This window comes from Bacillus capparidis, assembly GCF_017832095.1.
In the GTDB taxonomy this organism is placed as follows: Bacteria; Bacillota; Bacilli; order Bacillales; family Bacillaceae; genus Bacillus; species Bacillus gobiensis.
The window spans coordinates 1-12,738 of record NZ_JAFDST010000005.1 but is presented as its reverse complement, the minus strand read 5'-3'; the positions used below and the strand labels follow the sequence as shown (position 1 = coordinate 12,738).

Sequence of the window (12,738 nt, the reverse complement as noted above, 5' to 3'; positions counted from 1 at the left end):
GGGATTTTTTTGTTATATTCAGCCTGGCCTTAGAACATGGAAAGTGAGCATATTTAAATTGGACAAGGAATAAGATTGTACAAACAAAGTGAAAAAGGATGGTCGGTAAGGATGAAGCATCGAGGGGATGATATTCGCAAAAGATTTGCCAAAGAATTGAAAAAAAGAAAGGCTCAAAACGATCACGTAACGAAAACAAAGCTGGATACACCTAAATGGCCGGCAGTGGAAGGAGACAAGCAAGATAGTTCTGCCGCCTATCAAGAAGATTTGAGTGAGAAGAATAGCAGACATCCGCTTTTTTCTAATTTTTTTCTATTTAAATGTCTGATTTCGGCTTGTCTTGTCCTTATTGCAGCGATTACATACAAGTCGGATGATACACCATTTGATAGGTTGAAGCCGTATTTCAGCACGACATTTACTGAAGAATTTCAATTTGCGGCGGTTAACCGCTGGTATGAATCTAATTTTGGAAACCCGTTAGCTTTCCTTATGAACAATAAAGAAGGGACGAATGAACCGGTTGAAGTCAATCGAGATTTACCGGCCTCCGGAAAAATTCAAGAAACCTTTAAGGACAATGGGGAAGGAGTCAAAATTGAAACGTCTTCCCAGGAGATTAAAAGTATAAAAGAAGGCTATATCATCGATATATCAAAAGATCCGAAGACGGGGCTGACTGTCGTCATACAGCATGCCGACAATTCTTACAGCTCATATGGAGAACTAGAAGAAATCAATGTGTCATTGTACCAGTTTGTTGACAAAGGAAGCGAAATAGGAAAAATCCATATGAGTGAAGAAAATAAAGGAGTTTATTTTTTTGCAATAAAGCAAGGAGAAAATTATATCGATCCGAAACAGGTGATTTCCTTTGAATAAAGGGGCGGAGTTATTGGCAAAACTGCATATTCATCCTTGCCTGTGGGTCGTGATGGGAATCTGCCTGGTCACTGGGTACATCCAGCAATTTTTGTGTTTATTTCTTATCGTTTTTATTCATGAGCTCGGCCATTCCATCGCTGCCTTATTTTTTTCGTGGCGAGTGAAGAGAATCCTGCTGCTGCCGTTTGGAGGATTACTTGAAGCAGAAGAGCACGGAAACCGTCCCTTAAAGGAGGAGCTTGTGGTTATAGCAGCAGGGCCGATTCAACACGTCCTCCTGCAATTGGCCGCATGGCTCTTTTTCTTAATGTCCGGTATCAATCAATCCCAGTATGACATGTTTACATTTTATAATTTTTCCATTTTGCTCATTAATTTATTGCCAATATGGCCTTTGGACGGGGGAAAATTAGCATTCATCTTGTTTTCAAAGTATTTTCCCTATCAAACGGCTCACCGGTACAGCTTGCTGTCCTCTTCCCTGTTTTGTTTGCTTCTCCTTCTTTGGTTTGCAGCCGTTTCTCCTATGCAGCTGAGCGCTTGGATTCTTTTGGTCTTTCTGACATACTCTCTTTATGATGAATACCGGAAAAGGCATTTCACACACATTCGCTTTTTATTAGAACGATATTACGGGAAAAAAAGAGAGCTGGGGAGGCTGACTCCGATTAAGGTGAGCGCTGACGATAAAATCCTTGACGTGCTCTCAAAATTCCGGCGGGATTGCAAGCATCCGATTCATATAGAAAAAGACGGACGGACAATAAGCGAGCTGGATGAGAATGAATTGCTCCATGCTTACTTTGCAGAAAAACGGACGAACACGTCTATGGAGGAATTGATGTATCTCTATTAACAATCAGGCAAATTAGATTGACAATCACGGCTCTCTTTGGTATATTTTTTATGTTATGCTTGTAGCACCAAGCTATAACCGCTCAGAAGAGGTAATAAGAGCTTGCAATAAGCCGCCTTTGTCTGGCGAGTCTTAGTCAAATAGGAGGTGCATCTGATGTACGCAATTATTCAAACAGGTGGAAAACAAATCAAAGTTGAAGAAGGCCAAGCGGTTTATATCGAAAAACTTCCTGCTGAAGCTGGAGAAACCGTTACTTTCGAAAACGTTTTGTTTGTCGGTGGAGAAAATGTAAAAGTTGGCAGCCCGCTCGTTGAAGGCGCAACTGTAACGGCAAAGGTTGAAAAACAAAGCCGTGCGAAAAAACTTGTTGTGTTTAAATACAAACCGAAGAAAAACCAACACAAAAAACAAGGTCACCGTCAGCCATACACTAAAGTTGTAATCGAAAAAATTAACGCGTAAGGCGTGTTTTTGATATGATTCAGGCAACGATTAACAGATCAGGCAACTCACGGGAAATTGTTTCGTTTTCATTATCGGGACATGCTGATTTTGCTGAGCATGGTCAGGATCTTGTATGTGCGGGAGCTTCGGCGATCGTTATCGGTGCGATTAATGCGGTGGAAGCTGTAGCGGATATTAAACCGGTTCTGGAAATGTCAGATGACGGAGGCTACGTGCATTTTGAATTTCCTGCTGAGTATGATCACAGTGCCTTTCAAAAAGCACAGCTGCTGCTTGAAGGAATGATTGTATCTCTTGAAACGATTGAAAGAGACTATCAAGACTACTTGCAACTCAAGCAAAATACGATATAGGAGGTGAATCTCATGTTAAGATTAGATCTTCAATTTTTCGCATCTAAAAAAGGAGTAGGTTCAACGAAAAACGGACGTGACTCTGAATCCAAGCGTCTTGGCGCAAAACGTGCAGATGGACAATTTGTTAGCGGCGGCTCCATTCTTTTCCGCCAGCGCGGCACAAAAATCTATCCTGGTGAAAACGTCGGACGCGGAGGAGACGACACACTTTTTGCTAAAATCGACGGAACTGTTCGCTTCGAACGTTACGGACGTGACCGCAAAAAAGTGAGTGTCTACCCTGCGGCTCAATAATCGAAAAAACTCCGATCAAATGTGATCGGGGTTTTTTTAATGTGTAAAGGCAAAAAAATATTTCTTTGGGATCAATCGTTTGAATTTTAGCTGAAAAGTGTTGGTTTAGAAGACGTAATCACGGTTTTATTCAATGTTCCTGTATAGAAAACGCGTTTTCATTCTCAGGTCTTCTCTGTTATAATTCAAAGTACGAAACTTCACAAAACTCCTAAAAAGAGAAGAAATGATTGGGAGTGCTATCATGAAAGAATTAACAAATCAAGCAGAAAATCACACCGATCAAACGGTGCTTTCAAAGGAACTTCTTCATTTGCTTGGTCATTCCCGACACGATTGGATGAATAAATTGCAGCTGATAAAGGGAAATTTAAGCTTGCAAAAATATGAACGAGTATTTGAAATTATCGAAGAAATGGCCATAGAGGCGCAGCATGAATCAAAGCTTTCCAGCATGAAGGTTCCCCATCTTGCCTATGATTTGGTTACGTTCAATTGGAAATCAAAGTATATTACACTTGAATACGAAATATTGGGAAGCGTCAAGGATTTGTCTTATTTTGATGACAAGCTTGTTTACGTGGTTCGAAAGTTATTACATCTTTTTGAACAGGCTGTGTCGAAGGAAAGTGAGAATCATTTGACTTTGACCCTGCAAACAGATTCTCCTGACGATGTACTCATTCTATATTTTGATTTTCATGGCTTGCTGCAGAACAAAGAAGTCTTTGATAATATCCATACTGCTGACAGAAGCTTTTATCATATCAATCGATTCAAAATATCGGATAAAGAGTGTCTTGCAGAATTATATCTGCAATGATTTTTTTCATTTAGAACGGAGGAAATTATGTTTGTAGATCAGGTCAAAGTGTATGTGAAAGGCGGCGATGGGGGCAACGGAATGGTTGCTTACCGCCGTGAGAAATATGTTCCTAAAGGAGGTCCTGCCGGCGGAGACGGGGGAAAGGGAGGCAACGTCGTTTTCGTTGTCGATGAAGGACTCAGAACTCTGATGGATTTCCGTTACAATAAGCATTTTAAAGCGGACCGCGGGGAACACGGAATGTCAAAAAATCAGCATGGAAAAAATGCTGACGATTTAGTAGTTAAAGTTCCGCCGGGTACGGTTGTGACAGATGAAGATACAAATCAGGTCATCGCCGATCTTACCGAGCACGGACAAAAAGCCATAATTGCAAAAGGCGGAAGAGGAGGAAGAGGCAATACAAGATTTGCTACGCCGGCAAATCCCGCTCCTCAGCTTTCTGAAAATGGCGAACCCGGAAAAGAGAGACAAATCATTCTTGAACTAAAGCTTCTCGCGGACGTGGGGCTTGTCGGCTTTCCAAGCGTCGGGAAGTCGACGTTATTATCGGTCGTATCTGCAGCGAAGCCGAAAATTGCTGATTACCACTTTACGACGTTGTCGCCAAATATCGGTGTAGTCGAAACAGATGATGGCCGCAGCTTTGTCATGGCCGATCTTCCTGGCTTAATTGAAGGTGCACACGAAGGTGTCGGGCTGGGACATCAATTTTTGCGGCACATTGAACGAACAAGGGTTCTTGTGCATGTAATTGATATGTCCGGACTTGAGGGAAGAGATCCATATGAGGATTATCGTACGATCAACGAGGAGCTTAAACAGTACAATCTTCGCTTGCTTGAACGTCCCCAAATCATTGTCGCCAATAAAATGGATATGCAGGAGGCAGCGGATCATCTGGAAAGCTTTAAAGAGAAAGTCGGAGATGATTATCCGATTTATCCTGTCAGTGCTCTTACTAGACAAGGACTGCGTGAATTACTGTTTGAGATTGCCAACCAGTTGGAGACAACTCCTGAGTTTCCACTTTATGACGAAGAAGAGCTTACTGAAAATCGCGTTCTTTACAAAATGGAGGATGAAGAACAGCCATTTTTCATTACTCGCGATTCCGATGGAACATTTGTCATTACCGGACAGCAGCTGGAAAGGCTGTTTAAAATGACAGACTTTTCAAGAGATGAATCTGTTAAACGTTTTTCAAGGCAGCTGCGCGGCATGGGAGTCGACGATGCACTCAGAGAACGGGGAGCAAAGGACGGAGATACGATCAGGCTGCTTGACTTTGAATTTGAATTTATTGATTGATGGATGGATCGAAAGAGCGGACTAGCCTGCTCTTTCGATTTTAAAGGAGAGTAGTGCTTGTGAAAGAAGAGACATTTTATTTGGTCCGAGAAGACGTTTTGCCTGATGCAATGAGAAAAACGCTTGAAGTCAAAAACTTGATCGAGCGCAAAAAAGCAGAATCTGTTGCAGAAGCGGTAAAGCAGGTCGATTTAAGCAGAAGCGCTTACTATAAATATCGCGACGCTGTTTTTCCGTTTTATACAATGGTAAAGGAACAAATCATTACTCTTTTTTTCCATCTGGAAGACCGCTCGGGAACGTTGTCACGGCTCTTGTCCGTCGTGGCACAATCGGGCTGCAACGTATTGTCGATTCACCAGACGATTCCTTTGCAAGGAAGGGCCAATGTTACACTGTCGGTCAGCACCGCTGGAATGGATGAAGATATTCATTCTTTAATGGCAAAGCTGAAAAAAATGGATTTTATAGAGAGAATTGAAATATTAGGATCAGGCGCTTAAGGAGAGAGAACATATATCATGCACATGAACGTCGCTTATTTGGGGCCAGAAGCAACCTTTACACACCTTGCGGTTACTTCATGTTTTCGTAACGAAATTACAGCAAAACCATACATAACGATCCCGGAATGCATGGACGCAGCTATGAATAGAGAAGTTGACCTGGCTGTTGTCCCGTTGGAAAATGCCATTGAGGGATCCGTCAATCTGACCATTGATTATTTAATTCATGAACAGCCTTTGCAAATCGTTGGAGAAATTGTCTCTCCGATTCGGCAGCATTTGCTGGTTCATCCCAGCAGGAAAGATACTTGGCAAAACATTGAAAAAATTGAGTCGCACCCTCATGCGATAGCACAATGCCATCGATTTTTACGCCAATACTTTAAAACAACACCGTTTGATTATACAACGTCAACGGGAGCGGCAGCAAAGTTTGTTAGTGAACATCCGGAATGCAATATGGGAGTGATTGCGAATGAAATGGCTGCGAAGATCTACCAGCTTGAAATCGTAAAAGAAGATATCCACGACTATGACAATAACTATACCCGATTTGCAATTTTGCAGCGGCCAAATCAGGATGCTGCCTTACCAGTAAAGAATCAATCGTCAGTGGATAAAACAACATTAATGGTAACTCTTCCAAATGACAGAACAGGTGCGTTGCATCAAGTTTTGTCCGCCTTTGCATGGAGACAAATCAACCTGTCAAAAATAGAATCCCGGCCAACAAAAGCCGGTGTTTGGGACTATTTTTTCATAATAGACATTGAGATGAAGCTTGATGATGTATTAATCCCTGGAGCTATCGCTGAAATTGAGGCGCTCGGCTGCGGTGTCAAGCTTTTGGGATCGTACAGCTCCTATCTGCTGTAAAAAACCTCCAAGCAAATGCTTGGAGGTTTTCTTTAATCTTTTACAAGAATCCCAGCCTTGTATAGGGCGTTTTCTACTTCGTTTAATTTGCTTTCGTCGTCAGATACAATGGTGTGAATGTGAATGCCGCCTGTTAATTCCAACAAATATGAAGCATTTGTCGACTCCACTTTTTTTATAAAATCACCGACTTCTTTTCTTGTGCTTACATGTATCGCTGCAGTTAAATCTCCATAAACAGGATGCTCAATAATTACATCCTTAACTGTTACGCCAAAATCAACGATCATATCTAATTCAATTTCGGTTTCCTCCGGCAAATGGCTGCAGGCAATTTTTTTTTCGTACGTTTTCTTTACCCTTGCTGTAGAGTGAAGATACATGTAACCTTGGCTCGTCGCAACAATTGGTTCATTTTTTGCTTTAAGCAAGGAGATGTCCTGGACGATGATCTGTCTTGAGACGCAAGCTTTTTTTGCGAGTTCCGTTCCGGTAATTGGAGCAGAAGCTTCTTTTAGCCAGTCAAGAATCTGTTCTCTCCTTTGTTCTCCCGATAATTTAACTCCTTCTTGCAATCGCAGCAGCCCCTTTCTTATTTTTTTGTAATTGTTTCAATACTTGAAGTAAAGATGCGATGTCTGCATCTGTAGTCTCATAACCGAAAGATATGCGAATGAATTGCCGGGCCTTCTCTTTAGAATAGCCCAGCGAGGTGAGTGCTTGTGATGGCTCCTGTTTTTCTGCTGAGCAAGCTGTTCCGGTAGATAGGCAAATTCCTTTGCGATTACTTTCTAACATAACATATTGTCCTTCATAAGGAGGAAAAAAACAACCGAAAATGTGAGGAAGGATCTTCGCCGTCGAATTTGAAAGAGCGGGCTGTAATGAAAGCTTTTGTTCTTTTACATCACAGACTAATCTTTTACGAAGATGCTCGTATTTTTGTGACTGTTGATCCTGTCTTTTGATGATCCATTCTGCAGCTGCCGCAAAAGCTCCAGCGCCGGGAACATTTACGGTGCCGGGCCGAAAGCCTTTCTCATGGGACGTATGGGGAAAGACAGGTTTCCAAAATACGTCGGGCCTGATATAAACGGCTCCAATTCCTTTAGGTCCGTAAATTTTGTGGCTCGCAAATGAAATGGCATCCACTCCAAGCTGAAGGATGTTTATCGGCAGTTTTCCAAAGGTTTGAACAGCATCGGTGTGAAGGAGAATTCCTCTTTCCTTTAATTCACAGGACAGCTCCGCAAGTGGCTGGATTACTCCGGTCTCACTGTTGGCATGCTGAATGGAAACAAGTCCTGTATCGGGCCGAAGTTTATTCAGGAGAGCTTCGCTTGTAATTAAGCCGTTTTTGTCAGGCGCAACAAAAGAAACTTCAAAGCCAATTTGTTTTACATATTCTGCAGTGCTTATGATGGATGGGTGTTCAACGGTCGTAGTGACAAAATGGCGCTTGCCTTTTGGCAGGCCTAATAAAAGAGAATAAATGGCAAGCCAGTTTGATTCAGATCCCCCACTTGTAAAATACAAGCCGTTAGCTTGCCCGCCGATAGAATGAGCAAGCTGTTCCCTGCTGTAGTCAAGAATTCTATTCGCCATCTCACCGCCATCGTGAAGGCTTCTCGAATTTGCGTAAATGTCGGAGCTTAGTTTTTGCAAGGCGGTAAGAGCCGGCTCACACATCGGAGTAGTGGCTGCGTAGTCAAGATAAATCATGATCATTCCTCCGTTTTCGTAAAAAAGACTTGAGTTTATTGTATAGATGTGTAAATATAAGTGTCAAGACAACTGTAAACACAGGAGGCCGAAATGTCAAAACCTACTACGATTCTCATAGGGTCCGGGATAGCCGCTTTATCTTGTGCTGCTACGATGCCGCCTACTCATAAACTCCTTTTGATTACAAAACAAAATACACATGACAGCAATTCGATTCTTGCACAAGGGGGGATTGCTGCTGCGATAGACAGAGAAGATTCTACACGAAGTCATATAAATGATACGTTAGTTGCTGGAGCGGGGCATAACGATGAAATTGTCGTAAAAGAGGCTATAGAAGAAGGAAAAGACATCATCCAAAAAATGATCACGAGCGGATTTCCATTTGACAGAGATGTGCATGGCACAATTGATCTTGGCAAGGAGGGAGCCCATTCGCAAAACAGGATCGTTCATGCAGGTTCAGATGCTACCGGAGAGGTTCTCATCCGTCACTTCCTGTTCAATCACCCTGATCTTGAAATCGCCGAACATGAAACGGCTGTCGAGCTTGTAGTGAGTGAAGGTGAATGTGCAGGCGTTGTGACAAAACAAAAGGATGGGAAGATTATATTTAGAAAAGCAGACCATGTCGTGTTAGCGACTGGCGGTTGCGGAAATCTTTACACCTTTCACTCAAATCAACCGACAGTGACCGGAGACGGACTGTCCCTTGCCTATAGAGCCGGAGCCAGGCTGACTGACATGGAATTTCTTCAATTTCATCCGACCATGCTGGTCAAAACAGGGAAATGCTTCGGGCTTATTTCTGAAGCTGTCAGAGGGGAAGGCGCTCAATTAGTTGATGAATCAGGACGAGAAATTATGAATGGGGTTCATCCACAGAGAGATCTTGCTTCTAGAGATATCGTAGCAAGACAACTTTTTAAAGAGCAGCAGAAAGGCCATCAAATATTTTTAGATATTCGAGGGATTCCCCATTTTTCCGATCGGTTCCCGACTATTTCGCGGCTTTGTGAGAAAGCTGGAGTATCAATAAAAGAGGGTAAGATTCCGGTTTCACCCGGCATGCACTTTTTAATGGGCGGAGTGGAAGTAAACCGTTGGGGAGAAACGAATATCAAAAGGCTGTTTGCTATAGGTGAGGTGTCTTGCACCGGCCTTCACGGAGCGAACCGGCTCGCGAGCAATTCATTATTGGAAGGGCTGGTATTTGGAAAACGCGCAGCGGAAAAAATTTCGAATGATTTCAGCACAGCTCCATCAGTTCCGGAAAGAAAGGATATCATATTTGACGTACCTCAGCTCGATATCCCCCGGTTAAAAGAAATCATGACAGCATTCGTCGGGATTGTCCGATCCAAACATGAATTGGAAGTCGCGGCAAAATGGTTAGACGGCATGTCGACAAAGCCCATTCATGTGAAAAATATCACAAATGATGAACTTGAAACCTTTCACTTGTACGAAACTGCGAAACGAATCACAGCTTCCGCCCTTGCTAGAGAGGAAAGCAGAGGAGCACATTTCAGAGAAGACTACAAACAAACTGATCCGGACTGGGCTGGAAAAAAAATCATCCATGAGAAGGGAAAATTGTTCACAGAACAAAGAGAAGGAGAAGAGGCAGCATGCAGCATTTTCAAGTGAAAAAAATGATGGAATCCTTTTTTTCTGAGGATATTGGCCACGGTGATCTAACAGCCGATCTAGTTTTTCGAGAGGATCATACTTGCCGGGCACAGCTGATAGCTAAAGAAAATGGTTATTTTTCAGGTGCAGCTGTATTGAAGGCGGGCTATGAAGTGTTAAGTGAGGAAGTTGAAGTAAATTGTTTTCTCAGTGATGGAGAGCCACTGTTTGAAGGAGATGTAATAGCGGAAGTTACCGGACCTGCGCGAATGATTTTAACGGGAGAACGGGTCATTTTAAATCTCATTCAGCGAATGTCAGGAATTACGACGATAACTAGAAAATCAGTTGCTGCATTAAACGACCCATCGATTCAAATATGTGACACCAGAAAGACGACACCTGGACTAAGGGCTTTGGAAAAATTCGCAGTGAGAGCGGGAGGCGGGAGTAATCATCGCTTCGGCCTATACGATGGAATCATGATTAAAGATAACCATATTGCTGCTTGCGGATCGATAAAAAATGCGGTTCGGATGATTAAAGAGACAGCCGGCCATATGGTCAAGATAGAAGTAGAGATTGAAACGGAAGATCAATTATATGAAGCAATTGAAGCAGGAGCGGACGTTATTATGTTTGATAATTGCCCGCCGGAGAAAACTGCTCGATTTGCAAAGCTCGTTCCTGGGGGAATCATACTTGAAGCTTCCGGGGGGATTACAATTGAAAATCTTCCTGCCTACAGCGGAACCGGAGTGGATTATATTTCATTAGGGTATTTAACCCATTCAGCAAAAGCATTGGATATTAGCTTGGATGTCCTTATTCATACAACAAAATTGGAGGTTAAATAATGTCTATATTAGATCTGATCAAAATGGAAGACAAGATGATGCCTGCCCATTATAAAACATTGACAGAGAAAGAAATGGAGGAACGAGTTCAATCGATAAAAAAACGTTTCGGGAATAGGCTGATTATTCCCGGACACCATTATCAAAAAAATGAAGTGATCCAATTTGCCGATTTTACTGGAGATTCACTGCAGCTTGCACAAATGGCGAAAAAAAATACAGAAGCAGAATATATTGTTTTCTGCGGTGTTCATTTTATGGCTGAAACTGCCGATATGCTGACATCCAAACAGCAAACTGTCGTATTGCCGGACATGAGAGCAGGCTGTTCAATGGCTGATATGGCAAACATGCAGCAAACAGAACGCTGCTGGGAACAGCTGACGGATCGTTTTGGAGACACGATCATTCCGTTAACTTACGTAAATTCAACAGCAGAAATTAAAGCCTTTGTCGGTATGCATGGGGGAGCAACTGTAACATCCTCCAATGCAAAGGAAGTTGTCAAATGGGCACTTTCACAGAAAAAACGGATTCTCTTTTTGCCGGATCAGCATTTGGGACGCAATACTGCTTTTGATTTAGGTATTCCATTAACTGAAATGGCTGTGTGGGATCCAATCGAGGATCGGCTCGATTACGAGGGAGAAGCAGAAAGGCTTCAGGTAATTCTTTGGAAAGGGCATTGTTCGGTTCATGAAAAATTCACAACAAATCATATTGAAGCAACAAGAAAAAGAGATCCCGAAATCAAAATTATTGTCCATCCGGAATGCACAAGAGAAGTTGTCAGTCTTGCTGACTATTCGGGATCAACCAAAATGATCATAGACACCATCAATCAGTCGGAGCCGGGAACAAAATGGTCAATCGGGACTGAAATGAATTTGGTAGAGCGCATCATAGAGAGCCATCCAGACAAACAAATCGAATCGTTGAATCCGTATATGTGTCCATGCCTTACAATGAACCGGATCGATTTGCCGCATCTGTTATGGTCACTTGAACAAATAGAAAAAGGTGAGCCTGTCGGAGTTATTAAAGTGCCCGAAGAAGTTACAGTTCATGCGCTCGGTGCACTAGATCGTATGCTGAGCTTAACATGACGAACTTTCCCTTCCTAGTCATAATCACTTGTACCGAAGCATAAATTAATGTGAAGGATCATGTGATTAAACGAGATCGTTGTTTTCTAACGTTAACGTTTTGCATAGGAGGGGAAATCTTTGAAAATTCATATTGTCCAAAAAGGCGATACGTTATGGAAAATAGCCAAAAAGTACGGAGCGGATTTTGAAGAAGTAAAAAAAATGAATACTCAACTCAGCAATCCTGATTTGATCATGCCTGGAATGAAAATTAAAGTGCCCTCAAGCGGAGTTCCCGTTAAAAAAGAAAAACCAAAAACGCCAAAAGAAAAGCCGGTCGCGGATCATCCTTATTCTAAAGAAAAACCAAAAACAACGGTTGATGTTGAGGATGTTGCCCCTGAAATAAAAGAAGAAAAACCGTTTGTACCGCCAGTGCCAAAAGTCCAACAGCAGCCGGTTTTTCCTGAGATTGATGTGAATAACCAATATTTCAACATTAACTTTCAACATCAAAAGCCTTATGAACCTGTTAAAAAGGAAACAAAATCAGAAGGTGAGGGTGCCAACTTGAGTAACGCAAATTATCCGAACACGCCCAATTTCCCTAATTTTCCTAATGTGGCAGGAACTGCTGAAAATAATATTTATTACGGATTGCCAAATGTGGCCGGTGCAGGTGAAAATCCCTTGTATCACGGACAACCAAACGTAGCAGGCGCATCAGAAAATCCGTATCACGGACAGCCAAACGTAGCAGGCGCATTTGAAAATCCGTATCACGGACAGCCAAACGTAGCAGGCGCATTTGAAAATCCGTATCACGGACAGCCAAACGTAGCAGGTGCATCAGAAAATCCGTATCACGGACAGCCAAACGTAGCAGGCGCATCAGAAAATCCATATCACGGACAGCCAAACGTAGCAGGTGCATCAGAAAATCCATATCACGGACAGCCAAACGTAGCAGGTGCATCAGAAAATCCATATCACGGACAGCCGAACGTAGCAGGTGCATCAGAAAATCCATATCACGGACAGCCGAACGTAGCAGG

General features: G+C 42.5%; 14 protein-coding genes, 1 pseudogene and 1 other annotated feature. Of the genes and pseudogenes, 13 read left to right on the top strand and 2 right to left on the bottom strand.

Annotated elements, in window-relative coordinates; all coding sequences use genetic code 11:
* Nucleotides 1-111 precede the first annotated feature (111 nt).
* The 9 genes from JOC74_RS17625 (at nucleotide 112) to pheA (ending at nucleotide 6,381) form a co-directional block, all read left to right on the top strand.
* Nucleotides 112-885 (top strand): M23 family metallopeptidase, encoded by a 774-nt coding sequence (locus JOC74_RS17625; protein ID WP_053603620.1) that lies wholly within the window; start codon nucleotides 112-114, stop codon nucleotides 883-885.
* Nucleotides 878-1,744 carry a M50 family metallopeptidase gene (locus JOC74_RS17620; protein WP_053603619.1) on the top strand — a complete coding sequence of 289 codons (867 nt, stop codon included), beginning with the start codon at nucleotides 878-880 and terminating at the stop codon, nucleotides 1,742-1,744. The genes JOC74_RS17625 and JOC74_RS17620 overlap by 8 nt, the downstream gene beginning before the upstream one ends.
* Before the next feature lie 66 nt (nucleotides 1,745-1,810).
* Nucleotides 1,811-1,887: a sequence feature (ribosomal protein L21 leader region), on the top strand.
* A 13-nt stretch (nucleotides 1,888-1,900) separates the two neighbouring features.
* Complete coding sequence (gene rplU / locus JOC74_RS17615; protein ID WP_053603618.1) at nucleotides 1,901-2,209, top strand: 50S ribosomal protein L21; 309 nt, start codon at nucleotides 1,901-1,903, stop codon at nucleotides 2,207-2,209.
* A 14-nt stretch (nucleotides 2,210-2,223) separates the two neighbouring features.
* Entirely contained in the window at nucleotides 2,224-2,565 is a 342-nt protein-coding gene (locus tag JOC74_RS17610) for a ribosomal-processing cysteine protease Prp (RefSeq protein ID WP_053603617.1), read from the top strand.
* Between the two features lie 12 nt (nucleotides 2,566-2,577).
* The gene (gene rpmA, locus JOC74_RS17605; protein ID WP_053603616.1) at nucleotides 2,578-2,862 is read left to right on the top strand and encodes a 50S ribosomal protein L27; all 285 of its coding nucleotides are present in this window, start codon (nucleotides 2,578-2,580) and stop codon (nucleotides 2,860-2,862) included.
* Between the two features lie 244 nt (nucleotides 2,863-3,106).
* Nucleotides 3,107-3,685, top strand: a complete 579-nt coding sequence (locus tag JOC74_RS17600; RefSeq protein WP_053603615.1) for a sporulation initiation phosphotransferase B — start codon at nucleotides 3,107-3,109, stop codon at nucleotides 3,683-3,685.
* 27 nt (nucleotides 3,686-3,712) lie between these two features.
* Complete coding sequence (obgE, locus tag JOC74_RS17595; protein ID WP_053603614.1) at nucleotides 3,713-4,999, top strand: GTPase ObgE; 1,287 nt, start codon at nucleotides 3,713-3,715, stop codon at nucleotides 4,997-4,999.
* Nucleotides 5,000-5,058: 59 nt separating this feature from the next.
* On the top strand, nucleotides 5,059-5,502 hold the full coding sequence (gene thrR / locus JOC74_RS17590; protein WP_053603613.1) for a transcriptional regulator ThrR: 444 nt from the start codon (nucleotides 5,059-5,061) through the stop codon (nucleotides 5,500-5,502).
* A gap of 24 nt (nucleotides 5,503-5,526) precedes the next feature.
* Complete coding sequence (pheA, locus tag JOC74_RS17585) at nucleotides 5,527-6,381, top strand: prephenate dehydratase (RefSeq protein ID WP_053606057.1); 855 nt, start codon at nucleotides 5,527-5,529, stop codon at nucleotides 6,379-6,381.
* A 32-nt stretch (nucleotides 6,382-6,413) separates the two neighbouring features.
* Here pheA and JOC74_RS17580 read toward each other — a convergent pair whose 3' ends face one another.
* The gene (locus JOC74_RS17580; RefSeq protein ID WP_053603612.1) at nucleotides 6,414-6,956 is read right to left on the bottom strand and encodes a transcription repressor NadR; all 543 of its coding nucleotides are present in this window, start codon (nucleotides 6,954-6,956) and stop codon (nucleotides 6,414-6,416) included.
* A complete protein-coding gene (locus JOC74_RS17575) occupies nucleotides 6,940-8,103 on the bottom strand; it encodes an IscS subfamily cysteine desulfurase (protein ID WP_053603611.1) in 1,164 nt (387 codons plus the stop codon). The genes JOC74_RS17580 and JOC74_RS17575 overlap by 17 nt, the downstream gene beginning before the upstream one ends.
* Before the next feature lie 93 nt (nucleotides 8,104-8,196).
* On the opposite strand from JOC74_RS17575, the pseudogene nadB reads away from it, so the two are divergent.
* From nadB to safA, 4 genes and pseudogenes are all read left to right on the top strand, one after another.
* Nucleotides 8,197-9,782, top strand: a pseudogene (gene nadB / locus JOC74_RS17570) (L-aspartate oxidase); the annotation flags it as partial.
* Nucleotides 9,762-10,595, top strand: a complete 834-nt coding sequence (nadC, locus tag JOC74_RS17565; protein WP_376773418.1) for a carboxylating nicotinate-nucleotide diphosphorylase — start codon at nucleotides 9,762-9,764, stop codon at nucleotides 10,593-10,595. The pseudogene nadB and the gene nadC, both read left to right, overlap by 21 nt.
* Nucleotides 10,595-11,701 (top strand): quinolinate synthase NadA, encoded by a 1,107-nt coding sequence (gene nadA, locus JOC74_RS17560; RefSeq protein WP_053603608.1) that lies wholly within the window; start codon nucleotides 10,595-10,597, stop codon nucleotides 11,699-11,701. The genes nadC and nadA overlap by 1 nt, the downstream gene beginning before the upstream one ends.
* Nucleotides 11,702-11,821: 120 nt before the next feature.
* On the top strand, nucleotides 11,822-12,738 hold a 917-nt coding region (gene safA, locus JOC74_RS23670; protein ID WP_245213005.1), incomplete at its 3' end, for a SafA/ExsA family spore coat assembly protein.

Excerpts from the sequence above, each read along its gene's own strand:
- nadA (WP_053603608.1), top strand. The coding sequence starts at position 10,595 with ATGTCTATATTAGATCTGATCAAAATGGAAGACAAGATGATGCCTGCC.
- JOC74_RS17610 (WP_053603617.1), top strand. The coding sequence starts at position 2,224 with ATGATTCAGGCAACGATTAACAGATCAGGCAACTCACGGGAAATTGTT.
- rpmA (WP_053603616.1), top strand. The coding sequence starts at position 2,578 with ATGTTAAGATTAGATCTTCAATTTTTCGCATCTAAAAAAGGAGTAGGT.
- JOC74_RS17575 (WP_053603611.1), bottom strand. The coding sequence starts at position 8,103 with ATGATTTATCTTGACTACGCAGCCACTACTCCGATGTGTGAGCCGGCT.
- obgE (WP_053603614.1), top strand. The coding sequence starts at position 3,713 with ATGTTTGTAGATCAGGTCAAAGTGTATGTGAAAGGCGGCGATGGGGGC.
- rplU (WP_053603618.1), top strand. The coding sequence starts at position 1,901 with ATGTACGCAATTATTCAAACAGGTGGAAAACAAATCAAAGTTGAAGAA.
- nadC (WP_376773418.1), top strand. The coding sequence starts at position 9,762 with ATGATGGAATCCTTTTTTTCTGAGGATATTGGCCACGGTGATCTAACA.
- JOC74_RS17625 (WP_053603620.1), top strand. The coding sequence starts at position 112 with ATGAAGCATCGAGGGGATGATATTCGCAAAAGATTTGCCAAAGAATTG.
- pheA (WP_053606057.1), top strand. The coding sequence starts at position 5,527 with ATGAACGTCGCTTATTTGGGGCCAGAAGCAACCTTTACACACCTTGCG.
- JOC74_RS17600 (WP_053603615.1), top strand. The coding sequence starts at position 3,107 with ATGAAAGAATTAACAAATCAAGCAGAAAATCACACCGATCAAACGGTG.